This is a genomic window from Jannaschia marina (assembly GCF_013404595.1).
Taxonomy (GTDB): Bacteria; Pseudomonadota; Alphaproteobacteria; order Rhodobacterales; family Rhodobacteraceae; genus Jannaschia; species Jannaschia marina.
The window spans coordinates 337,294-362,219 of the sequence record NZ_JABVAX010000001.1 but is presented as its reverse complement, the minus strand read 5'-3'; the positions used below and the strand labels follow the sequence as shown (position 1 = coordinate 362,219).

25 protein-coding genes are annotated in these 24,926 nt (G+C 69.4%); 10 read left to right on the top strand and 15 right to left on the bottom strand.

The window, feature by feature from the left end; translation table 11 throughout:
* Positions 1 to 24: 24 nt before the first annotated feature.
* From HSX43_RS01870 to HSX43_RS01855, 4 genes are all read right to left on the bottom strand, one after another.
* The gene (locus HSX43_RS01870; protein ID WP_179378382.1) at positions 25 to 531 is read right to left on the bottom strand and encodes a GNAT family N-acetyltransferase; all 507 of its coding nucleotides are present in this window, start codon (positions 529 to 531) and stop codon (positions 25 to 27) included.
* Positions 528 to 1,022 carry an MOSC domain-containing protein gene (locus HSX43_RS01865; protein ID WP_179378381.1) on the bottom strand — a complete coding sequence of 165 codons (495 nt, stop codon included), beginning with the start codon at positions 1,020 to 1,022 and terminating at the stop codon, positions 528 to 530. Before HSX43_RS01865 ends, HSX43_RS01870 begins: the two co-directional genes overlap by 4 nt.
* Positions 1,019 to 1,468, bottom strand: a complete 450-nt coding sequence (locus HSX43_RS01860) for a GAF domain-containing protein (RefSeq protein ID WP_179378380.1) — start codon at positions 1,466 to 1,468, stop codon at positions 1,019 to 1,021. Before HSX43_RS01860 ends, HSX43_RS01865 begins: the two co-directional genes overlap by 4 nt.
* A 67-nt stretch (positions 1,469 to 1,535) precedes the next feature.
* The gene (locus HSX43_RS01855) at positions 1,536 to 2,714 is read right to left on the bottom strand and encodes a thiolase family protein (protein WP_179378379.1); all 1,179 of its coding nucleotides are present in this window, start codon (positions 2,712 to 2,714) and stop codon (positions 1,536 to 1,538) included.
* A gap of 116 nt (positions 2,715 to 2,830) precedes the next feature.
* Between HSX43_RS01855 and HSX43_RS01850 the strand changes: the two genes are divergently transcribed.
* From HSX43_RS01850 to HSX43_RS01840, 3 genes are all read left to right on the top strand, one after another.
* Positions 2,831 to 3,181 (top strand): STAS domain-containing protein, encoded by a 351-nt coding sequence (locus tag HSX43_RS01850; protein WP_235962445.1) that lies wholly within the window; start codon positions 2,831 to 2,833, stop codon positions 3,179 to 3,181.
* On the top strand, positions 3,178 to 3,636 hold the full coding sequence (locus HSX43_RS01845) for an ATP-binding protein (protein WP_179378378.1): 459 nt from the start codon (positions 3,178 to 3,180) through the stop codon (positions 3,634 to 3,636). Before HSX43_RS01850 ends, HSX43_RS01845 begins: the two co-directional genes overlap by 4 nt.
* 454 nt (positions 3,637 to 4,090) lie before the next feature.
* Positions 4,091 to 5,668: a gamma-glutamyltransferase family protein gene (locus HSX43_RS01840; protein WP_179378377.1), complete on the top strand. Its 1,578-nt coding sequence runs from the start codon at positions 4,091 to 4,093 to the stop codon at positions 5,666 to 5,668.
* A gap of 92 nt (positions 5,669 to 5,760) precedes the next feature.
* On the opposite strand, the gene HSX43_RS01835 is transcribed toward HSX43_RS01840, so the two are convergent.
* From HSX43_RS01835 to HSX43_RS01820, 4 genes are all read right to left on the bottom strand, one after another.
* A complete protein-coding gene (locus HSX43_RS01835) occupies positions 5,761 to 6,936 on the bottom strand; it encodes an acetyl-CoA C-acyltransferase family protein (protein WP_179378376.1) in 1,176 nt (391 codons plus the stop codon).
* Between the two features lie 83 nt (positions 6,937 to 7,019).
* Entirely contained in the window at positions 7,020 to 7,766 is a 747-nt protein-coding gene (locus tag HSX43_RS01830) for a metallophosphoesterase (protein WP_179378375.1), read from the bottom strand.
* Between the two features lie 6 nt (positions 7,767 to 7,772).
* A complete protein-coding gene (serA, locus tag HSX43_RS01825) occupies positions 7,773 to 9,365 on the bottom strand; it encodes a phosphoglycerate dehydrogenase (RefSeq protein ID WP_179378374.1) in 1,593 nt (530 codons plus the stop codon).
* Between the two features lie 99 nt (positions 9,366 to 9,464).
* Positions 9,465 to 10,592, bottom strand: coding sequence for a phosphoserine transaminase (locus HSX43_RS01820; protein WP_179378373.1), 1,128 nt, complete (start codon positions 10,590 to 10,592; stop codon positions 9,465 to 9,467).
* 150 nt (positions 10,593 to 10,742) lie between these two features.
* On the opposite strand from HSX43_RS01820, the gene serB reads away from it, so the two are divergent.
* Together serB and HSX43_RS01810 are read left to right on the top strand one after the other, a co-directional pair.
* A complete protein-coding gene (gene serB / locus HSX43_RS01815) occupies positions 10,743 to 11,618 on the top strand; it encodes a phosphoserine phosphatase SerB (protein ID WP_179378372.1) in 876 nt (291 codons plus the stop codon).
* Positions 11,611 to 12,369, top strand: coding sequence for a TSUP family transporter (locus HSX43_RS01810; RefSeq protein ID WP_179378371.1), 759 nt, complete (start codon positions 11,611 to 11,613; stop codon positions 12,367 to 12,369). Before serB ends, HSX43_RS01810 begins: the two co-directional genes overlap by 8 nt.
* Before the next feature lie 141 nt (positions 12,370 to 12,510).
* On the opposite strand, the gene rlmN is transcribed toward HSX43_RS01810, so the two are convergent.
* Positions 12,511 to 13,689: a 23S rRNA (adenine(2503)-C(2))-methyltransferase RlmN gene (rlmN, locus tag HSX43_RS01805; protein ID WP_179378370.1), complete on the bottom strand. Its 1,179-nt coding sequence runs from the start codon at positions 13,687 to 13,689 to the stop codon at positions 12,511 to 12,513.
* Between the two features lie 90 nt (positions 13,690 to 13,779).
* Positions 13,780 to 14,313: an invasion associated locus B family protein gene (locus tag HSX43_RS01800; protein ID WP_179378369.1), complete on the bottom strand. Its 534-nt coding sequence runs from the start codon at positions 14,311 to 14,313 to the stop codon at positions 13,780 to 13,782.
* Positions 14,314 to 14,467: 154 nt separating this feature from the next.
* Here HSX43_RS01800 and HSX43_RS01795 point away from each other — a divergent pair, with 154 nt between their 5' ends.
* Entirely contained in the window at positions 14,468 to 15,463 is a 996-nt protein-coding gene (locus HSX43_RS01795) for an asparaginase (RefSeq protein WP_179378368.1), read from the top strand.
* Here HSX43_RS01795 and HSX43_RS01790 read toward each other — a convergent pair.
* Together HSX43_RS01790 and hspQ are read right to left on the bottom strand one after the other, a co-directional pair.
* Positions 15,460 to 17,550, bottom strand: a complete 2,091-nt coding sequence (locus tag HSX43_RS01790; protein WP_179378367.1) for an ATP-binding protein — start codon at positions 17,548 to 17,550, stop codon at positions 15,460 to 15,462. The two genes, HSX43_RS01795 and HSX43_RS01790, sit on opposite strands and share 4 nt — an antisense overlap.
* Positions 17,551 to 17,656: 106 nt before the next feature.
* The gene (hspQ, locus tag HSX43_RS01785) at positions 17,657 to 17,983 is read right to left on the bottom strand and encodes a heat shock protein HspQ (RefSeq protein WP_179378366.1); all 327 of its coding nucleotides are present in this window, start codon (positions 17,981 to 17,983) and stop codon (positions 17,657 to 17,659) included.
* Between the two features lie 87 nt (positions 17,984 to 18,070).
* Here hspQ and HSX43_RS01780 point away from each other — a divergent pair, with 87 nt between their 5' ends.
* Together HSX43_RS01780 and HSX43_RS01775 are read left to right on the top strand one after the other, a co-directional pair.
* Positions 18,071 to 18,952 carry an AEC family transporter gene (locus tag HSX43_RS01780; RefSeq protein WP_179378365.1) on the top strand — a complete coding sequence of 294 codons (882 nt, stop codon included), beginning with the start codon at positions 18,071 to 18,073 and terminating at the stop codon, positions 18,950 to 18,952.
* Between the two features lie 72 nt (positions 18,953 to 19,024).
* The gene (locus HSX43_RS01775) at positions 19,025 to 19,609 is read left to right on the top strand and encodes a transglycosylase SLT domain-containing protein (protein ID WP_179378364.1); all 585 of its coding nucleotides are present in this window, start codon (positions 19,025 to 19,027) and stop codon (positions 19,607 to 19,609) included.
* Here the strand turns inward: HSX43_RS01775 and HSX43_RS01770 are convergent.
* Positions 19,596 to 19,877 (bottom strand): hypothetical protein, encoded by a 282-nt coding sequence (locus HSX43_RS01770; protein ID WP_179378363.1) that lies wholly within the window; start codon positions 19,875 to 19,877, stop codon positions 19,596 to 19,598. The genes HSX43_RS01775 and HSX43_RS01770 overlap by 14 nt on opposite strands.
* 1,484 nt (positions 19,878 to 21,361) lie before the next feature.
* Here HSX43_RS01770 and HSX43_RS01765 point away from each other — a divergent pair.
* Both HSX43_RS01765 and HSX43_RS01760 read left to right on the top strand, forming a co-directional pair.
* Positions 21,362 to 21,796, top strand: coding sequence for a flagellar hook-length control protein FliK (locus HSX43_RS01765; RefSeq protein WP_179378362.1), 435 nt, complete (start codon positions 21,362 to 21,364; stop codon positions 21,794 to 21,796).
* A gap of 9 nt (positions 21,797 to 21,805) precedes the next feature.
* Complete coding sequence (locus HSX43_RS01760; RefSeq protein WP_179378361.1) at positions 21,806 to 22,453, top strand: flagellar hook capping FlgD N-terminal domain-containing protein; 648 nt, start codon at positions 21,806 to 21,808, stop codon at positions 22,451 to 22,453.
* 171 nt (positions 22,454 to 22,624) lie between these two features.
* Here HSX43_RS01760 and ubiB read toward each other — a convergent pair whose 3' ends face one another.
* Together ubiB and ubiE are read right to left on the bottom strand one after the other, a co-directional pair.
* Complete coding sequence (gene ubiB, locus HSX43_RS01755) at positions 22,625 to 24,148, bottom strand: 2-polyprenylphenol 6-hydroxylase (RefSeq protein ID WP_179378360.1); 1,524 nt, start codon at positions 24,146 to 24,148, stop codon at positions 22,625 to 22,627.
* A gap of 1 nt (position 24,149) precedes the next feature.
* Positions 24,150 to 24,902 (bottom strand): bifunctional demethylmenaquinone methyltransferase/2-methoxy-6-polyprenyl-1,4-benzoquinol methylase UbiE, encoded by a 753-nt coding sequence (gene ubiE / locus HSX43_RS01750; protein ID WP_179378359.1) that lies wholly within the window; start codon positions 24,900 to 24,902, stop codon positions 24,150 to 24,152.
* Positions 24,903 to 24,926: the final 24 nt, after the last annotated feature.

Genomic DNA, 24,926 nt, shown 5'->3' with positions numbered 1-24,926 from the left:
CGGATGTTTGCGCCCGCATACCCTCTATTCTGCGGGGTTTGAACCCTGCCCGGACGCGAAGCGGATGCGTCGCACGGTGACCGGGTGGCCGACCAGCAGATCCGGCTTCGCCCCTAGGTCGCGCCCGCCCTGCGCGAGGTAGAACGCATGGGCGCGCGTGTTGCGCTCCAGCACGGTCAGTTCCACCTCGTCGAAGCCCGCATCGGCCACGCCCGCACGCGCCGCCGCCAGAAGCCGTGCGCCGAGCCCGCGGCCGCGCAGCCCCGGATGGACGTGCAGGTTGTCGATGAGCGGCGGGGCCTCGGCAGTCAGGACACAGACGAACCCGGCAAGCCCCGCGTCCCCCTCCGCGACGAGCGTCAGCATCGGCGGCGCGAAGACACGCGGGGCCCATTTCTCGGCCAGGTATCCCGGCAGGACGTCGCGCAGCACGGCCTCGGGCAGTTCGATGCCGTAGCTGTCCTGCCAGGAGGCGAGGTGCAGCGCGACGATCGCGGCCCGGTCGGCTTCGGTCGCGGCACGCAGGATCATTCGGGCGTACCAGGACGCAAAACGTCGCCTTCCGGCTCCACCGCGTCCCCGAGTTTGACCTCGCCCCCGTCGACCACCCGGGCGCACCAGCCGCCGTGGTGGCGCACCGCGAAGTAGCCGCCCACCCCCAGCGTCTCCTCCATCCGGGAGCAGGGCGCACAGGGGCCGGTTATCTCGATCACTGACATCCCGAGGCGCACCGCGCGCCCCTTCAGAGCGGCGAGGTTGATCCCCGAGACGACGAGATTGCGCCGAAGGGCCTCGGGCGTCGCCGCCCCGTCGCAGAGATCCGCGATCACCGGCAGGTGTTCCCCCTGGATCAGTGTCACCGCCCGTTTGCCGGCGCGCGCATGATCGCCAGCGAGGCCGGCCTGCGTCACCTGCGCCAGCCGGAGCGGCACCATCGCGGCCCGGCGCGCCGCCCGCACCCCGATCCAGTCGATGCGCCCGGCGCGGGCGTGCGTCGCCATGAGCTCGGCAAGCGGCCTCATGCGAAGACCGCGCGCAGCATCGCGGAGAGTTCGCGTTCGTCTTCCGGCGTGAAGGCGGCGGGACGATCGCTGTCGATGTCGAAGACGGCGATCAGCGCGCCGTCCGCCCCGAAGACCGGCAGCACCAGTTCCGAGCGGGTCGAGGAGGCGCAGGCGATGTGGCCCGGGAAGGCATCCACGTCCGGCACGAGCTGCGCTTCGCCGCTCGTCGCGCAGGCCCCGCAGACGCCGCGCGCGAACGGGATCTGCAGGCAGCCGTGCCCGCCCTGGTAGGGGCCAATCTTGAGCATCTCGGGGCCTGTCACGCGATAGAACCCCGTCCAGTCGAAGCGGTCGTCGGCGTGATGCACCTCGCAGGCGACCGTGGCCATGAGCGCGACGGTGTCGTCCTCGCCCTCGGTCAGGCTCGCGATCGTGCGGTGCAGCGCGGGATAGTCGACCGTCATGCCTGGAACACCTGCGTTCGGACGCAGGTGCATCTCCGTTCGAACGGAGATGCCGCGGGGCCCGGCCTCACGGGCGCTCCAGCGCGATGGCCGTGCCCTCGCCGCCGCCGATGCAGATCGCCGCGATCCCGCGTTTGACGTCACGCGCTTCCATCGCGTGCAAGAGCGTCACGATGATCCTCGCGCCGGACGCCCCGATCGGATGGCCGAGCGCGCAGGCCCCGCCATTGACGTTCACGATATCGGGCGACAGCCCCATCTCCTTCATGAAGGCCATGGGGACGACCGCGAAGGCCTCGTTCACTTCCCAGATGTCCACATCCCCGACCGACCAGCCCAGCCGCTCCATCAGCTTGCGCGCGGCCGGCACGGGGGCGGTCGTGAAGAGCCCGGGCTCCTGCGCGTGCGAGGCATGGCCCATGATCCGCGCCCGCACCCTTGCGCCTTCGGCCTCGGCCGCCTCCCGCGACATGAGGAGAAGCGCCGCCGCGCCGTCCGAGATCGAGGAGGAATTGGCCGCCGTCACCGTCCCGTCCTTGCGGAACGCCGGTTTCAGATGCGGGATCTTGTCGGGCCGCGCGCTCCCCGGTTGCTCGTCCTCCGCGATCGTCGTCTCGCCCTTCCGGCCGGTGACCGTGTAAGGTACCACTTCCGCCGCGAAACCGCCGTCAGCGATGGCCGCCTGCGCGCGGCTGAGCGAGCGGAGCGCATAGTCGTCCTGCGCGGTGCGGGTGAACTGATATGCTTCGGCGCAATCCTCGGCGAAGGTGCCCATCAGGCGGCCCTTGTCGTAGGCATCCTCGAGCCCATCGAGGAACATGTGGTCGACGGCGCGCTGGTGCCCGATCCGCGCGCCGCCGCGCATCGCCGGCATGAGGTAGGGCGCATTCGTCATCGACTCCATGCCGCCCGCCACCATCACGCCGGTCTGGCCGAGCGCGATCTGGTCGTGCGCCATCATCGCCGCCTTCATCCCCGAGCCGCACATCTTGTTGAGCGTGGTCGCCGGCACCTCCTTGGGCAGACCGGCATGGAACCCCGCCTGCCGCGCCGGGGCCTGGCCCTGACCGGCCGGCAGGACGCATCCCATCAGGAGTTCTTCCACCCGCTCGGGCGCAAGCCCCGCATCGTCGAGCGCGGCCGCGATGGCCGCACCCCCGAGTTCGGCCGCCGTCGCGCCCGCAAGCACGCCCTGAAAACCGCCCATCGGCGTCCGCTTCGCACCGGCAATCACCACGTCTTTCATTTTAGGCAATCTCCCTGGCTCGATTCACGCTCTGGTAATCTTCCGGGTGGCAATCTGGCACCTGAACACAAGCTGCGCCAGTGCCTGGCACGGCGGATCACCGATCGGAGCGCGCCTTGATCACCATCGACACCGGCGACCCCGCCCTCCTTCTCGTCACGGTCGAGCTTCCGCGCCTCGACGCCGCGGCCTCCATGGCCTTCAAGGAACAGGTCCGCCAGCACGCGCAGGCCGGCACGGGGCGTGTCATGCTCGACATGCACCGGGTCGAATTCCTCGACAGCAGCGGTCTCGGCGCCCTCGTGGCGATCATGAAGGCCCTCGGCGGGGGGCGCCGGCTGGAACTGGCGCGTTGCGGCGACGCCGTCCGCAAGGTTCTCGCCCTGACCCGTATGGATCAGATTTTCGTCCTGCATGACGCGTTGCCGAACTGCGCCGCCGGCGGCCCGGACCAGACCGCGGCATGAGCGGGGATCGCCTGTCGTCTCTCCCGGGTCAGCCGGAGGGCGAAATCCGCCATCGTTTCCCGGCCACGCCGGAAGCGATCAGCCGGCAACTCGCCGATCTCAGCCGCTTCTTCGCTGCCTGCGGCATCGCTCCGGATCTGCGCGAGAAGGTCACGGTCGTTCTGGGTGAGGTGCTCAACAACATTGCGGAACACGCCGTCCCCGACGGACGGGGCGATGTCGACTTGGTAATCTGCCCGAGGCCGGACGGGTTGCACGTGGAAACGGTCGATTCGGGCCGTGCCCTGCCACCCTGGCTTCTCACATCCGCGGATCTGCCTGAGATGGGTACCACCATCGACGACCTGCCCGAGGGCGGGTTCGGTTGGTTCATCATCCATGCTCTCGTGGACGACATGATCTACGAACGCGAGCGGGGCCGGAACCGGCTCAGCTTCTCGGTCTGCGCCGCCTGACACGGAACCGCCCGAGGATCGCACCGGGCAGAGCTAAGGCCAATCGCGACATGCCCGCCCGATCCCCTATCGTTGTTTCCAACACCTCGACGAAGCGCCATTCGGCTGTCCCGAAATCCGCATCGAACCGCCGGGGACCCGAAGCAAACTGGAACCGTGGCTGCATATGGCCGCCCTCGGCGTCGGCGCGACAGCCCCCAAGCTTACGTCCTTCGACGTCGAGGCCGCGCGCCGGGCCAGGATGACAACCCGGACCGGACCGTTCGTTCCGATACCGCCGCAGCCATCCCGGCCGACAGCTTCGACGTCCCGTCCCGCGCCGCGAGCCACTGGCAGTCCGCGCCGACCGCGATGCCCCGGCGCCCGACCGAAGTTGTCCGTCCGAGATGCCGGTCGGGGGGGTGACTTTACGCCACCGCGGCTTAGGCTCGACCGCATCAGCCAAGGAGCTTCGATGCGCGACTTCCACCGCCCCGGCCGCTCTCCCGTCCTCGCGACGGAGGGGATGTGCGCCACCTCGCATCCTCTCGGGGCCAAGATCGCCCTCGACACCCTTGCCCGCGGCGGCAATGCCGTCGACGCAGCCATTGCCGGAGCCGTCATCCTTGGCCTCTGCGAACCTCAGATGACCGGTCTCGGCGGCGACGCCTTCGCGCTCATCTCACCCGCGGGCAGCGACGACGTGCGCGCGCTCAACGGCTCCGGCCGCGCGCCCGCCGCGTCCTCGGCCCAAAGGCTCCGGGCCCAGGGCCTTGCAGCCGTCCCGCTGACGTCCGCCGATGCCGTCACCGTGCCGGGTGCCGTCGACGCCTTCTGCACCCTGTCCGAAAGCTACGGCGCGCTCGGCCTCGAAGACACGCTGGGACCGCTCGTTCCCTATTTCGAGACCGGCGTACCGGTCGCCCCGCGCGTCGCCTTCGACTGGACCGAGGCCGTAGACACCCTGCAAGGCGGCGCGCGCGACCTCTACCTCGTGGACGGCAGCGCACCCGCGCCGGGTCACCGCTTCGCCCTGCCCGGCCAGGCCGATGTGCTGCGCCGGATCGCGGCCGAGGGCCGTGCCGGCTTCTACGACGGCGAGGTGGCCGAGGACATGGTCAGGAGCCTTCGCGCCATGGGCGGTGTTCACACCGCGGAGGATTTCGCGGCCGTGCGCAGCGACTGGACCGATCCGATCGCCAGTCCCTACAAGGGCATCGAGCTCGTCGAGCATCCCCCGAACGGCCAGGGCGCGACGGCGATCCTGATGAACAACATCCTCGCCCGGTTCGACATTCCGGCGATGGATCCGGTCGGGGCCCGTCGCGCGCATATCGAGGCGGAGGCCGCGAAACTCGCCTACGATGCGCGCAACCGCCTTCTGGCGGACCCAGATCACACCGCCCGTCTCGACCACATGCTGGCCCCCGAAACGGCCGCGCGGCTTGCCGATCTCATCAACCCGAAGCGGGCCATGGCCGCCGCGGCCCCGCTGACCGAGGCCGTCCACAAGGATACGATCTATATCACCGTGGTCGACCGCGACCGCCTCGCGGTCTCGCTCATCTACTCGATCTTCCATAGCTTCGGATCGGGCATCGCCTCCGACAGGTTCGGCATCCTGATGCAGAACCGCGGCGCGGGCTTCACGCTGGAGCGGTGGCACCCGAACGAGATGGGCCCGGGCAAGCGGCCCATGCACACGATCATTCCCGGAATTCTGCGCGAGGCAGGCCGGGTCACGATGCCCTTCGGCGTGATGGGCGGGGCCTATCAGCCGAACGGCCACCACCGCTTCCTGTCGAACATGGTGGATTTCGGCATGGATGCACAAACCGCAATCGACGCGCCGCGCAGCTTTGCCGATGGCGGCGTTCTGAAGGTCGAGCGCGGCTATTCCGACAGCGTGCGTGCCGAGCTCTACGCGATGGGCCATGACGTCCGGATCCCCGACACGCCGATTGGGGGCGCACAGGCGATCCGCATCGACGCGAGCGGCTACCTCGAAGGCGCCTCCGACCCCCGCAAGGACGGCTGCGCCCTGGGCTACTGAGCCCTTTCTTCCTGCCGGAAATACTCCGGGGAGCTCGAGGGGCTGGCCCCTCGCAAGGGGTCGCGGCGCGAGGGGCTGGCCCCTCGTCCCTTTCAGATCCGCTCCAGCGCGAGCGCGATGCCCTGACCGCCGCCGATGCACATCGTCACCAGCGCGCGGCGGCCGCCTGTCCGCTCGAGTTCGTGAAGCGCCTTGACCGCGATGATCGCCCCGGTCGCGCCGACCGGATGGCCGAGCGCGATGGCCCCGCCGTTCGGGTTCACCCGTGCCGGGTCGAGCTCGAGGTCCCGCGCCACCGCCAGCGCCTGCGAGGCGAAGGCCTCGTTCGACTCGATGACGTCGAAGTCCGCAGCGGCAAGACCCGTCCGCTTCAGCAGCGCCTGGACGGCCGGCACCGGCCCGATGCCCATGACCTCCGGTCGCACGCCGGCGTGCGCGTAGCCCAGAATGCGCGCGCGGGGCTTGAGCCCGGCAGCCTCCGCCGCCTCGGCGCGGGCGAGCACGAGCGCCGCGGCCCCGTCATTGATGCCCGAGGCGTTGCCCGCGGTGACCGTCCCGTCCTTCTGGAAGACCGGGCGCAGCCGGCCGAGGCTCTCCATGTCGCTCGGCTTCGGGTGCTCGTCGGTGTCGAAGGCGACCATCTCGCGCTTGCGCTGCACCATGACCTGCGTGATCTGATCGGCGAAACGTCCGTCCGCGATCGCCGCTGCCGCCCGCTCCTGCGAGGTGACGGCGAAAGCGTCCTGATCGTCGCGGGTGATCCCGTGTTCGGCGGCGACATTCTCGGCGGTGACGCCCATGTGACCCGTTCCGAAGGGGCAGTTCAGTGCGCCCAGCATCATGTCGAGGCCCCTCACGTCCCCCATCTTCGCGCCCCAGCGGGCGTCTGGCAGGATATAGGGCGAGCGTGACATGCACTCCGCCCCGCCGACGAGCGCGAAGTCCGCATCGCCCAGCATCAGCGCCTGCGCGCCCGAGACGATGGCCTGCACGCCCGACCCGCAGAGACGGTTGACGTTCATCGCCGGCGTCGTCTCCGGCACGCCGGCGCCCATCGCGGCGACGCGGCTCAGGTACATGTCGCGCGGCTCGGTGTTGATGACGTGGCCGAAGACGCTCTGCCCGATCTGCGTGGGGTCGAGACCGGCCCCTTCGATGGCGGCGCGCGAAACCGTGGCGGCAAGCTCGATCGGCGGCGTGGCGGCGAGGCTGCCGCCGAAGGTGCCGATCGCGGTGCGCGTACCGGAGAGAATGACGATGTCGGACATGGAACGGCTCCCTTTCTCGTGGGCCAGCCTCCGACCCCCGGGAGAATTCTGGAACAAAGACGGGGCCGTGCGAAAGGCCGACGTTACGGCGTGAGTTCCACCCGCCCCGTCTCGGTGAGCGACCACGCGCGGCGGCCCTCGATCCAGGCGACGGTTGCGGGTTTGCCGAAGCCGGCCCCGCTGTCGAGGTTCACGCGGTTGCCATGGTGACGCGCGGCGTCAAGCGGCGTGTGCCCGTGAACGACCAGCGCCCCGTGGTCGCGCGGGTCCGACAGGAACGGCTCCCGGATCCAGATCAGGTCGTGCGGATCCTGCGCCCCAACCGGGACGCCGGGGCGCAGACCGGCGTGGACGAAGACGTGATCCGCGGTGCGGTGCAAGCGCGGGCAGCTCTCGAGAAAGGCGCGATGCGCGGCGGGCACGGCGGCAAGGGCGAGATCGTGCAGCACGGCACGGGCCGTCGCGCCGCGCGCGCCCGTCTTCTGCGCCTCGAACGGCACGTCGAGGCCGTAGGACGCCAGCGTCGTCGCGCCGCCGCCCCGGGGATGCAGCCAGTTGACGTCCGGCCCGACGGCGAGTTCCGTCGTCGTCCCGTCTTGCAGGAACCGCAGGAAGAGATGATCGTGATTGCCCAGCAGGCAGGTCCAGTCGCGCCCGGCCGCCCGACCGGCGATCAGCCGCTCTAGCACGCCGCGCGCGTCCGGCCCCCGGTCGACGTAGTCGCCTAGGAAGACGACGGGCGCGTCAGCCCCGCCGTCGGCCTCGATCAGCGCCAGCACCCGGTCGAGTTGACCGGAATACCCGTGCAGATCGCCGACGGCGTAGGGCATCGCCGCTCAGACGTTGAACTGCAGCGGCGAGACGTTCTGGAACATCCCCGTCGCGCAGAGCTTCTCGATCACATGGGCGGGCGGCTGATCGTCGAGGTAAAGGAGCGCGATGGCATCCTGCCCCCGGTCCGACCGGCCGAGGGTGAAGTTGGCGATGTTCACGCTGTTTTCACCCATCGTCTGTCCGAGCGTGCCGATGATGCCCGGCACGTCCTCGTTCGTCGTATAGAGCATGTGCGCGCCGACCTCGGCGTCGATGTTGATGCCCTTGATCTGGATGAACCGCGGCTTGCCGTCGGAGAAGGCCGTGCCGGCGATGGATCGCTCGCGCGTGTCGGTCTTCACGATCAGCTTGATATAGCCGTCGAAGGCCCCGGTCTTGTCCTGCCGGGTGGTCGAAATCTCGACACCGCGCTCCCGGGCGACCACGGGGGCCGAGACCATGTTCACATCGGGGTTCGTCGCCTTCATCACGCCCGCGATGGCCGAGCAGTTGAGCGCATCGAGGTTCATCGTTGCGACGGAGCCGTTGTAGATGATCTCGATGGCCTTGATCGGCTCGTCGGTCATCTGCCCGACGAAGGCCCCGAGATGCTCGGCCACCTTGACCCAGGGGCCCATGACCTTGGCCTCCTCGGCGGTGACCGAGGGCATGTTGAGCGCGTTCGTCACGGCACCCGTCAGCAGGTAATCCGACATCTGCTCGGCCACTTGCAGGGCGACATTCTCCTGCGCTTCGGTCGTGGCCGCGCCGAGGTGCGGGGTGACGACGACGTTCGGGAGATTGAAAAGCGGCGAGTTGGTGGCGGGCTCGACGGCGAAGACGTCGAAGGCGGCACCGGCGACGTGGCCGGACTTCAGTGCCTCGGCCAGGGCTTCCTCGTCGACGAGGCCGCCGCGCGCGCAGTTCACGATGCGCACACCCTTCTTCAGCTTGGCGATGTTCTCGCGCGAGAGGATGTTCTTCGTCTGCTCGGTGAAGGGGACGTGCAGGGTGATGAAATCGGCGCGGGTCAGCAGGTCATCGAGTTCGACCTTCTCCACGCCCAGCTTGGTCGCGCGTTCCTCGGACAGGAAGGGGTCATAGGCGGCGACCTTCATCTTGAGGCCGCGCGCGCGGTCACAGACGATGCCGCCGATGTTGCCGGCCCCGATGACGCCCAGGGTCTTGCCCGAGAGCTCCACCCCCATGAAGCGCGATTTTTCCCATTTTCCAGAATGGGTCGAGGCATTCGCCTCGGGGATCTGGCGGGCGACGGCGAACATCATGGCGATAGCGTGCTCGGCCGTCGTGATCATATTGCCGTAGGGCGTGTTCATCACGATCACGCCCTTCTTGGAGGCGGCGTCCTTGTCGACGTTGTCGGTGCCAATGCCGGCGCGGCCGATGACCTTGAGGTTCGGTGCCTCGGCCAGGAGCTTCTCGGTCACCTTGGTGGCGGAGCGGATGGCGAGGCCGTCGTAGTCCTTGATGGCGGCGAGGAGCGCGTCCTTGTCCTTGCCGAGGCCGGGCTCGAAGGTCACGTCGATGCCCCGGTCGCGGAAGATCTGGACGGCGGCGTCGGAGAGTTTGTCGGAGATGAGAACTTTGGGGGCCATGGTGTCTGGTCCTGTGTTTTGAACGTTTCGTACCAACTCCGGGACCGGATTTGGCATTTTGTACGGAATTTCAGTGCGGCCTGAAATCGGCCGCGACTATCAATCGCGCTCGGTCTGATAGGCCCACTCGATCCACGGCAGGAGCGCCGCGACGTCCGAGGGCTCCACCGTGGAGCCGCACCAGATGCGCAGGCCGGCCGGGGCGTCGCGATAGCTGCCGATGTCGAGGGCGACGCCCTCGGCCTCGAGCCGCTTCACCACGCGCTTGGCGAAGTCGGCGGGCAGGTCCGGGTCGGTGAACTTCAGGCAGACCGACGTGGTCGAGCGTGTCGCGTCGTCTTCCGCGAGGTTGGCGATCCAGTCGCGGTTGTCGCAGAAGTCCCAGACGTGGCGCGCGCTCTCGTCGGCGCGGGCGATCAAGCCCGGCAGGCCGAGCCCTTCGGCCCAGTCGAGGGCGACGAGGTAGTCCTCCACCGCCATCATCGACGGCGTGTTGATCGTCGCGCCCTCGAAGATCCCCTCGATCAGCTTGCCGCCCTTGGTGAGGCGGAAGATCTTGGGCAGGGGCCAGGGCGGCGTGTAGCTTTCGAGCCGTTCGACGGCGCGGGGCGACAGGATCAGGACGCCATGCGCTCCCTCCCCGCCCAGAACCTTCTGCCAGGAGAAGGTCGTCACATCGAGCTTCTGCCACGGCAGGTCCATCGCGAATGCGGCGGAGGTCGCGTCGCAGAGGGTGAGGCCGGTGCGGTCGTCGGCGATCCAGTCGGCGTTCGGCACGCGCACGCCCGAGGTCGTGCCGTTCCAAGTGAAGCAGATGTCGCGATCGGCGGGGATGTTCAGGTCGGGCAGCGCGCCATAGTCGGCGGTGCGCACGTCGGCGTCGAGCTTGAGCTGCTTGACGACGTCGGTCACCCAGCCTGCGCCGAAGCTTTCCCAGGCCAGCATGGTGACGGGGCGCGCGCCCAGCATCGTCCACATCGCCATCTCGTAGGCGCCGGTGTCGGAGGCGGGCACGATGCCGATGCGGTAGTCGTCGGGCACGCCCAGGACGGCGCGGGTGCGGTCTATCGCGGCCTTCAGCTTAGCCTTGCCGGGTGCCGCGCGGTGCGAGCGGCCCAGCGGCGCGTCAGCGAGTTTGTCGAGGGAAAAGCCCGGGTGCTTGGCGCAGGGGCCGGACGAAAAACGCGGATTTGCCGGCCGCGCGGCCGGGGTCGGTAGATCTGTCATGTCTATCCTTGCAGATATGCGCCCTTCGTTGGGGAAGGGTGTCCCATCGACGTCGGTATTGGGATCCGGGGGGTCGCGCAAGGCCGATTATCGGGCTAAGGCGCGCGAAACCGTCGCGCGCGTCTCGGCGCCGTTCCCGAAAGGAAACCCATGTACGTCACCGTCCTGACCTCTGCGCCCAAAGCACCGTCGATCGAGCTGCCGTTGGTCGAGGCGCTCCGCAACGGCTGGGGTGGCGGAGAGGCGCGCTGGCTCGACCGGGGCGTCGCCGCGGAGTTCGACCTGCCCCGGCTGCCCGATACGCTGGAGGCGACGCGGGCCGAGATGGACGCGATGGGCATCGACCTGAACGTCGTGCCGGCCGAGGGGCGCAGGAAGCGGCTCCTGCTGGCGGACATGGATTCGACCATGATCGAGCAGGAATGCATCGACGAGTTGGCGGCCGAGGCCGGGGTCGGCGCGCGTGTGGCCGCGATCACCGCGCGGGCCATGAATGGCGAGATCGACTTCGAAGGGGCGCTGCGGGAGCGCGTGGGTCTTCTGCGCGGGCTGGACGCAGGCGTGATCGACCGGGTGCTGGCCGAGCGGATTACGCTGATGCCCGGCGGGCCGGCCCTGCTGGCGACGATGAAGGCGAACGGTGCCAAGGCGGCACTCGTGTCGGGCGGGTTCACGGCCTTCACCTCTGCCATCGCCGCGCGGCTCGGTTTCGACTGGAACCGGGCCAACACGCTTCTGGTGGCCGACGGCAAGCTGACCGGGGAGCCAGGCACGCCGATCCTCGGGAAGCAGGCGAAGGTCGACGCGCTGGAGGCGTTCACCGCCGAGATGGGGATTTCGGACGCCGATGTGCTGGCCGTTGGCGACGGGGCGAACGACCTCGGGATGCTCACGCGCGCCGGCATGGGCGTGGCGCTGCACGCGAAACCGGCGGTGCAGGCCGAGGCGGGCCTGCGGGTGAACCACGGCGACCTGACGTCGCTTCTGTACCTGCAGGGCTATCACCGGGACGATTTCCGTGGCTGACATCGCGGCGGAGATCGTTCTCCTCCTCGTCCTGGCCGCGCTGATCGCGGGTTTCATCGACAGCATCGCCGGCGGCGGGGGCCTCGTGACCGTACCCGCGCTGGTGCTGGCCGGGGCCGACCCGGTGACGGCGATCGCGACGAACAAGGTGCAGGGCATCTTCGCCCCCGCCTCGGCCGCCATAGCCTATGCACGCGCCGGGCTGGTGGACCTGCGCGCGCAATGGCCGATGGCGCTCGCGGCCTTCGTCGCCTCCATCGCGGGCGCGCTCTGCGTGACGCTGCTGCCGGTCGACACCCTGCGCCTCGGCCTGCCGATCCTGCTGATCGCGGTGGCGCTCTTCGTGGCGCTGAAGCCCGGCCTCGACGATCTGGATCGGGCACAACGGGTCACGCCGCTCCTCTTTGCCGCGACGCTCGTGCCGGTCGTCGGGTTCTACGACGGGTTGCTCGGGCCGGGGGCGGGCAGCTTCTACATGCTCGGCTTCGTCCTTCTGGCCGGGCGCGGCGTGCTCCGGGCGACGGCGGAATCGAAGCTGCTCAACGCGGCGTCGAACCTCGGCGGCCTCCTGACCTTCGCCGTGATCGCCGAGCCCTGGTGGGTCGTCGGCCTCGCCATGGGCGCGGCGCAGGTCGCGGGGGCCCAGATGGGCACGCGGCTGGCGGTGGGCCGAGGCGCGCGGCTCATCAAGCCGCTTCTCGTGGTGGTGACGACGGCGATGGCGCTGCGGCTGATGTGGGAGTGGGTCTGACGGTGTCACGGCACCGTCACGGCATCGCGGTATGTGCATCGCGAATCCTGCCTGACCCGGAGTGATCCCATGGCCGAGATTGACGCGTTCCGCTTCGTCCTCGACGTGATCCTGCCCCGCCGCAAGAAACGGTGACGCCCCCTAGAGGCCCGTCTCGGCCGCGATCTGCGCGCGCGATTTGCGCTGGCGCTCGGTCGCCGACTTGAGTTGCCCGCAGGCGGCCATGATATCCTCGCCCCGCGGCGTGCGGATCGGCGAGGCGTAGCCGGCCTGCATCAGGATCGTGGCGAAGGCGCGGATTCGGTTGTTCGACGACCGCTTGTAGGGCGCACCGGGCCATTCGTTGAAGGGGATGAGGTTCACCTTCGCCGGGATGCCTTCGAGCAGCTCCACGAGGCGATGCGCATCCGCGTCGCTGTCGTTCACGCCGTCGAGCATGACGTATTCGAAGGTGATCCGCTCGGAGTTGGTCGCCTTCGGGTACTCCCGGAGCGCGGCGAGGAGCGTCTCGATGTTCCAGCGCTTGTTGATCGGCACGAGGATGTCGCGGGTCGCATCCGTCGTCGCGTGGAAACTGACGGCCAGCAGACAACCGATCTCCTGCGCCGTGCGGGCGATCTCGGGGACGACGCCCGAGGTCGAGAGCGTGATGCGCCGGCGGCCGAGCGCGATGCCCTCCCCGTCCATGGCGATCTTCATGGCGTCGCGCACGTTCTCGAAGTTGTAGAGCGGCTCGCCCATGCCCATGAGCACGATGTTCGACAGAAGGCGCGGCCCCGCCTCACCCGTGCCGACCCCCGGCTCGGGCCATTCGCCGAGGTCGTCGCGCGCCAGCATGACCTGGCCCACGATCTCGCCTGCTGTCAGGTTGCGCACCAGCTTCTGCGTGCCGGTGTGGCAGAAGGAACAGGTCAGCGTGCAGCCGACCTGGCTCGACACGCAGAGCGTGCCGCGCCCCTCCTCAGGGATGTAGACGACCTCGACCTCGTGCCCGCCGGCGATGCGGACGAGGTACTTGCGCGTCCCGTCCTCCGACACCTGACGGGTGACGAGTTCGGGCAGGTCGAGCGTGAAACTCTCGGCAAGGCGCGCGCGGATGTCCTTAGACAGGTTCGTCATCGCCGCGAAGTCGCGCACGCCCCAGTGGTAGATCCACTGCCAGAGCTGGCCGGTGCGCATCTTCGCCTGCTTCTCGGGGATACCGATCTCGACGAGCGCGGCGCGCAGGGCCGGGCGGGTCAGGCCGATCAGGTTCGTCCTGCCGCTCTCGGGCAGCTTGCGCGGGATCGTGTGGACGTCCTGCGTGACGGGCGCATGCATGGCGGGGCCTCCGGGCCGGCGAGAAACGAAACGAGCGCCCCATATAGGGACGCCCGGCCAAAATCACAAATGCCGCCGGGGCGGCCCGGCTCAGGAGCCGCAGCGGTTCTCGGCGTCGGCGACGGCGGCGGTGAAGCCGAGCAGGCTGAAGGTGTCTTCCGTGCGCGTTCCCCGGCCCGAACGGCCAACGACCACGGCCTGCGCGCCGCGCTTCATGGCCGTGATGATACGTTCGTCGTCGGTGGGCGACGCGGCCCAGGCGAGTTCCCCGTCGGTGAACATCTCGAAGGCGTCCGAGCCGATCTGGATGGTGACGGTGGAACCGTCGGCATAGGGGTAGCCGCCGGTGGCCGAGACCTCGCCCTTCTTGTCGCTGCCTGGCCAGTAACTGACGAAGAGGCGGATATCGCCGCGGCGCGCGGCCACCTCCTGTCCGTCGCGGGTGTTTCGGATCGACTTGGGCGCGCTGACGATCCAGCACTGCGTCGGGTTGTCCTCCACGAAGACGGACCAGTCCGTCTCGGTGTTGACGCGGTTCGAGCTGTCCTGCGCGGCGGCCGGCAGGGCCAGAATGGCGGCCGCAAGGGCCGACGTCAGGACGGACGCGATATTCGTGAGCTTCATGTGTCTCTGCCTCTCGTCGGCGGCCCGCCCGACCGGTTTCGTCCGGCTCGTCGTCGGGGCACGCCCGGTTCCCTTAACTGCGGCGGAATGATAGCCCGGCAATCGGCCCTGGGAAAACCCCGGGTGGCAATTTTTTGCGCATGGGAGCAGGGGCATGACCGAGGTAAGCCACGGGGCCGTCGATCTGGTCGAGGTGATCCGGGGCGACCGGATCGAGTCGGTGCATCGTGGCCACGCCGTTATCTGCGACGGACGGGGCGAGGTGATCGAGGCCTGGGGCGATCCGGGCGCGGTGATCTACCCCCGGTCGTCGTGCAAGATGATCCAGGCGCTGCCCCTTCTGGAGTCGGGCGCGGGCCGCGACCTGAGCGATGCGCGGCTTGCGCTGGCCTGCGCCTCGCACCAGGGCGAGGCGGCGCATGTGGAGCGCGTGCGCGCCTGGCTTTCCGATCTGTCGCTGGGCGAGGCCGACCTGCGGTGCGGCGCGCATATGCCCTACGCCGAGACGGCTGCGGCCGAACTGATCCGCGCGGACGAAACGCCCTGCCAGCTGCACAACAACTGCTCGGGCAAGCACGCCGGGTTCCTGATGCTGTCGCGGCATCTCGGGGCCGGGCCGGAATACGTGGAGCCCGATCATCCGGTGCAGCTTGCCGTGCGCCGCACCTTCGAGGAGGTGACGGGCATGGAGAGCCCGGGATATGGCATCGACGGCTGCTCGGCCCCGAACTTCGCCACGCGCCTCGACGCGCTCGGGCGTGCGATGGGGGCCTTCGCCGCGGCACGGCCCGATGGCGACGCGCGCGCCTCGGCCATGGCGCGACTGACCCGCGCGATGGCGACAGAGCCTATGCTCGTCGCGGGCACGGGCCGGGCCTGCACCGACCTCATGGACGCGATGGACGGCCGGGTCGCGGTCAAGACCGGGGCGGAGGCCGTCTTCGTGGCGATCCTGCCGGAGTTGGATCGGGGCGTCGCGCTCAAGATCGTCGACGGGGCCACGCGGGCATCGGAAGCCGTCATCGCGGCGCTTCTCGTGCGGCTCGGCGCGTTGTCGGCCGAGGCTCCGGTGGCGCGGCGGCTTATGCACGGACCGATCGTGAACCGCCGCGGCATCGAGACCGGCCGCATGCAGGTGCGGCTCGGCTAGCTTTCCCCGGTCAGACGGGTCAGCTCGGTCAGCAGCGCCTCCTTGCGCAGGGGCTTCGTCAGGTAGGCGTCGAAGCCCGCCGCCGCGATCCGCTCGGCCATGTCCGTGCCGGCATGGGCGGTGAGCGCGATGAGCGGCGCGGCCGTCCCGCCGCGCTCGGCTTCGATGGCCCTGATCCGCGCGGCGGCGGCGAACCCGTCGAGACCCGGCATCGAGATGTCGAGGACGACGGCGTCGGGCCGGGCCGTGGCATAGGCGTCGACGGCGGCCTGACCGTCGGTGACGACCTCGAGCGCGTAGGGCTCCGGCGCGAGCATCTTTTCCAAGAGGAAACGGTTCGTCGCGTTGTCGTCGGCAACGAGGATGCGCGGTCGCGACGCCTGTCGTGCATCGCCTCCGCTGCCGGGCGTGGCGTCCGCCCGGGGATGGAGCGCGGCGACGAGATCGGCGGCCCGCACCGGGACGGCCAGCACATGGGCCGCGCGCGCCAGCAATTCCGGCGCGGCCTCTGCCCGCTGACCCAGCAGGACGAGATGGACGCCATCGTCCAGCGCCGCGAGCAGCGCGCGCTGTCGCGCATGGCTGGCGGCCAGCGAGGCGACGACCACCCGCGCCCCCTCTCCACCGGCGCGATGCACGTGGCAGCCCGCATCGTGCAGCCGCGCGGCGGCCAGATCGCAACGCAGGCCCATATCGGCAGGCAGCGTCACCGAGGCGGGCAAGCCCGGGGACGCGGGCGGTGGACCGACAGGCTCCAGCGGAAGCGAAAGCGTGAAACCGGCTCCGCCTTCCGCGGAGGGCGGATCGAGGACGAGGGTGCCGCCCATGCGCTCCGCCAGCCCGCGCGAGATGGTGAGGCCGAGGCCGGTGCCTTCGCGCAGCGGGCGCGCCGGATCGTCGATCTGCCCGAAGGCTTCGAAGATCGTCTCGGCCATCGCTGGGGGCACGCCGGGCCCGGTGTCGCGGACCGTCAGCCGCATATGCCAGAGGCCGTCGTCCCCTTCCGAGAGCGCGACATGGGTGGCGACATGACCCTTCGGCGTGAACTTCAATGCGTTCCCGAGGAGGTTCATCACGATCTGCCGGATCCGGCCGGCGTCGCCCACGAGCCGCGTCGGCGCGTCGAGGGGATAGGCCAGCCCGACCTCGACGCCCTCGCCGGCGGTGACGGCGACGAGGCGGATGCAGTCGATCAGGAGCATCTCCAGGTCGAGGGGCGCGAGGCGCAACTCCACCTTCCCGGCCTCGAGACGGGAGACGTCGAGCGTGTCGTTGACGATCACGAGGAGCGCTTCGGCGGAATCGCGGATCGTCGTGGCGTAGAGCTTCAGCTCCTCGTCCTCCGCCTGCTCGGCGAGCATTCCCGAAAGGCCGATGACGCCGTTCATCGGCGTCCGGATCTCGTGGCTCATCCGGGCGAGGAACTCGGACCGGGCAGTCGCCGCGCTCTCGGCGGCGTCGCGGGCGGCGGCGAGCGCGGCCTCCCGCTCCCGATGTTCGGTGACGTCGAGCGCAAGCGAAACCACGTCGCCATCGGGCGCGCGCCGGTCGGTGATCCGCAGGACGCGGCCGTCGTAGTGCTGAAGCGTCAGCGGCTCGATCGTCTCCGCCTCCCAGCGGGCGACCTGCGCCGCCGCCCAGTCTTCGGGGGCGAGATCGCCGATGTCGAAGGCCCCCTCCTCGGCGGCGCGTTCGAAGATCTCGGTCGCGTGGGCCCCGGGCGCGATGTCGGAGGCGGCGTCGAAGAGATCGAGGTAGACATGATTGGCGGCGACGAGCGTGCCGGTCGCATCGAAGAGCGCGAAGCCGTCGCGCATCGCCTCGAGCGCATGCCAGAGGCGCCGGCGCGCCCGGTCTGCCCGTTCGGCCGCCTCCTTGCGTTGCGCGAGCACCGCCTGCTGCCGCGCCGAGAGGCGCAGCGTCTGCTCCCGCTGGGCGAGGTAGTCGCGCGAAAGCCGGTCGGCGCTGCTGACGAGCGCGGAATGGGCGCGGGCAAGCTCCCGACGCGTGTGGTCGAGCCGCCGCTCCGCCGCGAGACGCCGCCGCCGCTCGTCGAGATAGAGTGTGTCCGGGACGGCTCCGTCCATCCGTGCGATCCCCGCGTCGTCCGACCCCGGCGGGGCCCCGGGCCGGTTTCGCAGGCGCGCATGAAGATCGGGTTAACCGCCCGGTGGCACAGCCCCGACGCGGCGCTCAGTTCAGATCGAAATGGAGCGGGTACTGGCGGCCGTCGAAGGCCCCGAAGAGATCGCCGATGTCGGGATGACCCACAGGTTCGCCCGAGCGATCGAGCACGAGGTTCTGCTCGGACACGTAGGCCACGTAGTAGCTCTCCTCATTCTCGGCGAGGAGGTGGTAGAACGGCTGATCCCGGCGCGGGCGGCTGTCTTTCGGGATGGCATCGTACCATTCTTCCGAGTTCGAAAAGACGGCATCCACGTCGAAGATGACGCCACGGAAGGGATGCTTCCGGTGCCGCACGACCTCGCCCAAGGCGTATTTGCTTTCTTTCTTCAGCATGGAAACTTGCCCTTTTCGTGCCCCATTCCTAACGCTCGGACAGAGGGCTTGTAAATCGGGCCGGACGCGAATCGGTGGAAACAGAGTGTGACCCTCGCCCTGACAGTCCTGCAGATCGTGACGCCCGTATTCGGGCTTGCCGCGATCGGGTTCGTCTGGGTCCGGCGGGGGCTCGCCTACGATACCGAATTCGTCACCCGCCTCGCCATGACACTCGCCGTGCCGGCTCTGATCTTCGTCGCGCTCGCCCGTGGGGACATCGACCCCGGAGCCGCCGGACGTCTCGCGCTCGCGGCACTCGCGGCCTATCTCTCCGTCCTCTGCGCCATCGGCCTGCTCTGCCGGACGATGCGGCTCGACCTTCGGACCTATTGGGCCCCGCTCGCCTTCGGCAACACCGGCAACCTCGGCCTGCCGCTCGCGCTCTTCGCCTTCGGGGAGACGGGGCTCGGCTACGCCGTCGTCGTCTTCTCGGTCGGGGCGATGGTGCAATTCACGCTCGGCATCATGATCGTGGCGGGCACGGTCAACCCGCTGCGGGCCCTGCGCGAACCGATGGTGGCGGCGACATTGCTCGGCGGGCTCTTCCTCTGGCAGGGGTGGACGGTGCCGGTCGCGCTCTTCAACACGCTCGACCTGATCGGGCAGATGGGCATCCCGCTGATGCTCATCACGCTCGGCGTCGCGGTCGCCCGTCTGCGGCCGGCGGGGCTTCTGCCCGTCGCCGGCCTCTCGGCGCTGAAACTCGCGGTCTGCGGCGCGCTCGCGCTCGGCGTCGGCCTCGCCTTCGACCTCAGCCCGATCGCGCTCGCCGTCCTCGTGGTGCAGCTGTCGACCCCCGTCGCGGTGACCTCCTACCTGCTTGCGGTGAAATACGGGGCCGAGGCACCGCCGGTCGCAGGCCTCGTCGTCGTCTCGACGCTGATGTCGGTGGCAAATCTGCCCCTGATCCTCGCCGCCTTCGTCTGATGTGATTGGCGCAGCGTATCGAATCTGCTAGGGTCGCCGAAAATCGGTAAAAACAAACCGGGCAGTGAAAAGATGAAGAAACTCCTGCAGATTGGCTGTCTGCTGATCCTTGCCGCATGTGGCGGGGGCGGTGGTGGGTCGGGGCGTGCGCCCGACAACCTCGACAACGCCTGTTCGATCCTCGATCAGAGACCGGGCTATTTGCGCGCCTTCCGCGCAGCCGAGCGCAAATGGGGCGTACCTGTGCACGTCCAGATGGCGACGATCTACCAGGAGTCGAAGTTCATCTCGGACGCGCGCACGCCCCTGCGCTTCTCGCTCGGCGTGATCCCGATCGGCCGGCAGAGCAGCGCCTTCGGTTATTCGCAGGCGCTCGACGCGACCTGGAAGGAATACCAGCAGCAGGAGGGCGGTCGCCGCACGCGCCGCGACAACATCCGCGACGCGACGGATTTCATGGGCTGGTACATGGCCGAGACGAACCGGTCGCTCGGCATCTCCCTCGCGGACGCACGCAATCAGTATCTCGCCTACCACGACGGCCGGACGGGCTATCGTCGCGGGAGCTACCGCGCGAAGCCCTGGCTGGTGCGGATCTCGGGCGAGATCGAGGCGCGCGCGGCGATGTATCAGCAGCAACTCGTCAGCTGTCGCTGACCCCGGGGCCGAGCGCCCTTTGCATCGAGCGGTAGATAGCCTCGGCGAGGCCCGTCTGGCCGCTCGCGGCGACGGCCTCGGCCTGGGTCCGGCGCAGGAAACTGTCGAATTGCGAGGCCCGCCCGCCGAGCGGAGACGGCGGGCCGGTGTCCGCCACGCGCAGAAGCTCGGCGAAGAGAAACGCCTCGAGCGCCTCCGCCTGTTTGCGCAGGGTCGCCTCCTCCGCGGGCATTGGGGCGGCTGCAGCTGTCGCGGTCGGGATTTCCATCCTCACCTCCGGTCTCGGGTCGGCGAAGCATAGAGCACGGAGAAGTAAAGGGTTTCGTAACGGACGAGGCGTAGACCCCGGGAAGCCGAATGATTCCCGCCGGAGATGTGATGCCGTCCACCCTGCCCGTCGTGCCCGCCCCGCATCCGACCCCGACGCCCGCCGGAGGCTTCGATCGTGTCGAGGTCACCCCGGCCATCCGTGGCGACACTGCGGCCTGGGCACAGGCGCTCTACGCCGCCTTGGTGCCCCACACCGCTTCGACCGCGCGGATCGCGGCCACGCCCGCGGGGCAGGATGGCGATGTCGAGCCGGATGCCGGTGCCGATCCTCCGACGGACGCGCCACCGGCGGCGGGGGCACCACCGCAGGACGGCGTGGATGCGACCGCCACGGCCGATCTCGCCGCGTTGCCGTTCGAGATGATGCCCGATGGAACGCCTGCGGCGGATAGCTTCGTCTTCCGCGATGCCCCGGACGAAGCCGTGGCACGGCCCGAGGCTGCGGCTGGTATCCGGACCGTCCCGCTCCCACCCGAAACGGACGTCGCGCGGCGCGTCGACGCATCGACGACGGCCGCCGTACCGGAAGAACGCATGGCTTCGGCCGGGCGGAGCACTCCGGCACCGGTCGGTCCGCCGACACCGGCGTTGGGCGACCGGCCCGTCCCTCGGATGTCGGAAGCGGGCCACCCGCGGCAGCCGTCGGCTCCGCGACCGGTTTCGGAACTCGCGGCATCGCCGGGACACCGCGGTGCAAGCACGGGCGGCACAGTCGACACCGGGTCTCAGCCGTCCGAAGCAGGAGAAAAACCGGGGCCGTCAGTATCGGAAAGCCCGCTTCCCGTCCGCCCTTCGCGCCACGACCGCATTGCCATCGACCCGGAGGGCGTCGCTCCCGTTCCGCGCGGGCCGGTCGATCGCCCCCCGCTGCCGTCAGTTTCCGGCGCGCGCCCCGCTTCGGGTCCGATCTCCTCGACCGCCTCCTCTTTCGCCGAAAGCGCCCCGCAGTCAAATATTCCGATGCAAGCTCACGCGGAGATGGTCCTCCCGGCGGGTCGATCGGTGCCCGAGAACATGCCTCGCGACATGAACGCCACGACGGTCGCGCACGTTGCCGTCCGCCGATCCTCCCGCTCGACCGGCATGAGCTCGACACACCCGCTCCCGTCACCTGATCCGTCCACGCCGAAGACGCCCGCGCCTCCGCTCGTTTCCTATGCACAGCCCGTGCCTCCGCATACGTCAGGCACTCGCCCCGCGCCATCGTCCGGTCCTCCGCCCCACGTCGCTGCAGCCGATGGGAACAGGAGCCTCGGGAGGCCTGCCGCACAGGACGCACCTGCGACGGAACGGATCGCGGCCCCGGCGGACATTCCGGGCCCGATCCAGCCGCCTTCGACGACGGCACCCGTCCTCCCCGGTGCGCCTCCGTCCGAGGGGGCGCTTCACCCCGTTACGGCGCGCGCCGTCCCGCCCGACCGGTTGCCGGACGTTCTGCAGAGACTCCTGCCCGAGCTGACCGTCGACCGGCACGGCGATGCCGACGCCACTTCCCGATCGCCCCGCGTGGCCGAGATCGAGCTTGCACCTGCGGACCTCGGCCGCCTTCGCCTGCTGCTTCAGACGACCGACCGGGGCCTCACGCTTTCGGTCGCCGTCGAACGGCCGGACATGGTCGAGGTCGTGCGACGTCACCTCGATGGGCTGCACCGCGCCCTCATGGCGGAAGGTCTTGCCCTCGATGGTTTCGATATCGGAACCGAGGCCCGCCAGCGCCAGCCGGCGCAGGAGGGCCATCGGCAATCGCAAGATGCCGCACCGGAGTCAGAGGCCGGTGCCCCCTCGGTCGACGAAGCCCCGCCGCCGCCGCGACGCCGGCCGATGCCCCTGCCCGGCCGTCTCGACCTCAGCCTCTAGGAACGCCCCATGGACATTCTTCCCCTCGGCCCGACCGCGCCCGCTGCGTCCTCCACCGCCTCGCAGGTCGACACGCCGTCCGACTTCGACACGTTCCTGCGGCTCCTCACGGCGCAGATCCGCAACCAGGATCCGCTCGATCCGACCGATTCCACCGCCTATACCGCGCAGCTCGCCACATTCTCGAACGTCGAGCAGTCGGTCAAGACGAACGACCTCCTCGCCGCGATGATCGCCCGGCTCGACGCGCAGCAGATCAACGGGGCCGCCGACTGGATCGGGATGGACGTCCGCCACAACGGTCCGTTGGCCCATGACGGCACGCCGACGGAGCTCTATACGCACCTTGCCGCGACCGCCGACCGCGCGGAACTCGTCGTGCAGGACGCCGCCGGGGTGGAGGTCGATCGGGTCGCGATCGACCCGCGGAGCGAAGTCGTCACCTGGCCCGCCGACGGGGTGACGCGGCCCGACGGGCTCTACCAGCTGTCGGTCGAGAGCTGGGCCGGCGACCTCGCGCTGACACCCACGCGTGTGGACCATTATGCGCAGGTCACCGAAGTGCTGCTGGGCGATGCGGGGACGGAACTCCTGCTCGACGGGCGCGTGCGGTTGCCGGCCTACGGGTTGCAGTCGATCCGTCCGGGCGGGACGTGATCCACCGAACCCCCGCGCAGGAGAGGCGTACCTCGACAGCTCATCGGGATCGGACTGCCGCTATACGTGCAGCCATGGAACGTCCGGTTCCGCCGGCTCTCGTCCGGACGTTCGTCCGAATGTGCCACGCCACGCAGCGATACGAACGGTGACGCAAAGCGCCGGCGAGGCTCAGAGAAGGGCTGTCAGGGCCCAGAGTGCCGCAGTTGCGCCGGCTCCGGCGAGCACCCAAAGCGCCGCGCCACCATGGCGGGGCGGCGGATGGCGGCTGGCCTCGCTGCCGCGCAGGGCGTTCTCGACCGCCTGAGGCAGATGGGGACCGAACCGGGCCAGAACCCGAAGTGTCTTGACCAGATCGCCCGCGATGGCCCGGGGGCCGAGGTTCTCGCGGATGTAGCGCTCGACCTCGGGACCGGCCGCGTTCCAGATGTTCATATGCGGATTGAGCGTGCGGGCGACGCCCTCGACGACGACCATCGTGCGCTGCAGCAGGATGAGTTCGGTCCGCGTTTCCATCCCGAACCGCTCGGTCACCTCGAAGAGATACGCCAGAAGCCGACCCATCGAGATGCGCGAGGCGTCCATGCCGAAGATCGGCTCGCCCACGGCGCGCAGGGCCTGGGCGAACTGGTCGATGTCGCGGTCGGCAGGCACGTAGCCCGCTTCGAAGTGGACCTCGGCGACGCGGCGGTAGTCGCGCCGGATGAACCCCATCAGGATCTCGGCGTAGACCCGGCGGGTGTACTCGTCGAGCCGCCCCATGATCCCGAAATCGAGCGCGACGATGTCGCCATTGGGCGCGACCTTGAGATTGCCCTGATGCATATCGGCGTGGAAGTAGCCGTCGCGCAGCGCGTGGCGCAGGAACATCTGCATCACCCGGTCGGCAAGCGCCGCGCGGTCGTGGCCGGCGGCGTCGATCGCATCGACATCGGACATGCGCAGGCCCTCGACCCAGTCGAGCGTGAGCACGGCGCGCCCCGAGAGCCCCCATTCCACCCCGGGCACGGAAAAACCGTCGTCCCGCGTGATGTTGGCCGCGAACTCGCTGGCCGCCGCGGCCTCGGTGCGCAGATCGAGCTCCTGCTGCACGGTGGCGTCGAAATGGGCGATCACGTCCATCGGCCGGAGGCGACGCGATGCGGGGGAGAGCCATTCGATCAGGCGAGCGGCGAGGTAGAAGGCGTCGATATCGCGGGCGAAGGCGCGGGCGATCCCCGGGCGCAGCACCTTGACGGCAACCTTGCGCGCGTCGCCCACGAGACGGGCCTGATGGACCTGCGCGATGGAAGCGGCGGCGACGGGCTCCGAGAACTCCGAGAAGATGCGGTCGATCGGCATCTCGAGGTCGCGCTCGACCATCTCCCGTGCCGCTTCGGTCGGGAAGGGCGGCAGCTTGTCCTGCAGGACGCGCAGCTGCTGCGCGAGGTCGGAGCCGACGAAATCCGGTCGGGTGGAGAGGATCTGGCCGAGCTTGATGTAGCTCGGGCCAAGCGCCGTCAGCGCGCGGGTGACGGGCGGCAAGGCGGGATCGCCGTCGTAGCCGAGCCATTTGAAGGGCCGGCCGAGAACGCGGGCGGCCACGCGCAGCGGACGCGGCGCGTCCATCTGCTCCAGGACGACGGCCATCGCCCCCGTCCGCTCGAAGGTCGCCCCCGTGCGGATCAGACGCCAGATATTGTGAGGCCCCCTCACCTCAGATCTTCCAGCCCGAGTGCAGCGCGGCGATGCCGAAGGAGAGGTTGCGGTACTTCACGTTGGCGAACCCCGCGTCGACGATCATGCCGGCGAACCGGTCCTGATCGGGGAACTGCCGGATCGATTCGACGAGATACTGGTAGCTGTCGCGGTCCCCCGCGATGGCCTGTCCCATCGGCGGGATGACGTTGAAGGAATAGAGATCGTAGGCCTTCTGCATCAGCGGATTGGGCAGCTGGCTGAACTCAAGCACCATGAGGCGTCCGCCGGGGCGGAGGACGCGGTGCGCCTCGGCCAGGGCATCGGGGATGCGGGTGACGTTCCGGATGCCGAAGCTGATGGTGTAGGTGTCGAAACTGCCGTCCTCGAACGGAAGGGCCATTGCGTCCCCCACGACCCAGTCGAGGCGATCCGAGAGGTTCTCGGCCTCGGCGCGTTGCCGCCCGGCGACGAGCATCCCCTCGGTCATGTCGCAGACGGTCGCGTGGGCCTCGGGTGCGCGGGCGAGGAAGCGAAAGGCGATGTCGCCGGTCCCGCCCGCGACATCGAGGAGGCGCTGACCTGGCCGGGGGGCAAGCCAGTCGAGCATCGCGTCCTTCCAGAGGCGGTGGATACCGAGCGACATGGCGTCGTTCATCACGTCGTACTTGGAGGCGACGTTGGTGAAGACGCCGTGGACGCGGCCGGCCTTCTCGTCCTCGGCGATGGTCTCGAAACCGAAATGGGTGGTGCGTCCGGTGTCTTGCGTCATGGCCTTCGGGTCCTCATCTGTCGG

What these genes read in the sequence shown, in the direction of transcription:
- HSX43_RS01870 (WP_179378382.1), bottom strand. Translation starts at nt 531, where the DNA reads ATGATCCTGCGTGCCGCGACCGAAGCCGACCGGGCCGCGATCGTCGCG.
- HSX43_RS01865 (WP_179378381.1), bottom strand. Translation starts at nt 1,022, where the DNA reads ATGAGGCCGCTTGCCGAGCTCATGGCGACGCACGCCCGCGCCGGGCGC.
- HSX43_RS01860 (WP_179378380.1), bottom strand. Translation starts at nt 1,468, where the DNA reads ATGACGGTCGACTATCCCGCGCTGCACCGCACGATCGCGAGCCTGACC.
- HSX43_RS01855 (WP_179378379.1), bottom strand. Translation starts at nt 2,714, where the DNA reads ATGAAAGACGTGGTGATTGCCGGTGCGAAGCGGACGCCGATGGGCGGT.
- HSX43_RS01845 (WP_179378378.1), top strand. Translation starts at nt 3,178, where the DNA reads ATGAGCGGGGATCGCCTGTCGTCTCTCCCGGGTCAGCCGGAGGGCGAA.
- HSX43_RS01840 (WP_179378377.1), top strand. Translation starts at nt 4,091, where the DNA reads ATGCGCGACTTCCACCGCCCCGGCCGCTCTCCCGTCCTCGCGACGGAG.
- HSX43_RS01835 (WP_179378376.1), bottom strand. Translation starts at nt 6,936, where the DNA reads ATGTCCGACATCGTCATTCTCTCCGGTACGCGCACCGCGATCGGCACC.
- HSX43_RS01830 (WP_179378375.1), bottom strand. Translation starts at nt 7,766, where the DNA reads ATGCCCTACGCCGTCGGCGATCTGCACGGGTATTCCGGTCAACTCGAC.
- serA (WP_179378374.1), bottom strand. Translation starts at nt 9,365, where the DNA reads ATGGCCCCCAAAGTTCTCATCTCCGACAAACTCTCCGACGCCGCCGTC.
- HSX43_RS01820 (WP_179378373.1), bottom strand. Translation starts at nt 10,592, where the DNA reads ATGACAGATCTACCGACCCCGGCCGCGCGGCCGGCAAATCCGCGTTTT.
- serB (WP_179378372.1), top strand. Translation starts at nt 10,743, where the DNA reads ATGTACGTCACCGTCCTGACCTCTGCGCCCAAAGCACCGTCGATCGAG.
- rlmN (WP_179378370.1), bottom strand. Translation starts at nt 13,689, where the DNA reads ATGCATGCGCCCGTCACGCAGGACGTCCACACGATCCCGCGCAAGCTG.
- HSX43_RS01800 (WP_179378369.1), bottom strand. Translation starts at nt 14,313, where the DNA reads ATGAAGCTCACGAATATCGCGTCCGTCCTGACGTCGGCCCTTGCGGCC.
- HSX43_RS01795 (WP_179378368.1), top strand. Translation starts at nt 14,468, where the DNA reads ATGACCGAGGTAAGCCACGGGGCCGTCGATCTGGTCGAGGTGATCCGG.
- HSX43_RS01790 (WP_179378367.1), bottom strand. Translation starts at nt 17,550, where the DNA reads ATGGACGGAGCCGTCCCGGACACACTCTATCTCGACGAGCGGCGGCGG.
- hspQ (WP_179378366.1), bottom strand. Translation starts at nt 17,983, where the DNA reads ATGCTGAAGAAAGAAAGCAAATACGCCTTGGGCGAGGTCGTGCGGCAC.
- HSX43_RS01775 (WP_179378364.1), top strand. Translation starts at nt 19,025, where the DNA reads ATGAAGAAACTCCTGCAGATTGGCTGTCTGCTGATCCTTGCCGCATGT.
- HSX43_RS01770 (WP_179378363.1), bottom strand. Translation starts at nt 19,877, where the DNA reads ATGGAAATCCCGACCGCGACAGCTGCAGCCGCCCCAATGCCCGCGGAG.
- HSX43_RS01760 (WP_179378361.1), top strand. Translation starts at nt 21,806, where the DNA reads ATGGACATTCTTCCCCTCGGCCCGACCGCGCCCGCTGCGTCCTCCACC.
- ubiE (WP_179378359.1), bottom strand. Translation starts at nt 24,902, where the DNA reads ATGACGCAAGACACCGGACGCACCACCCATTTCGGTTTCGAGACCATC.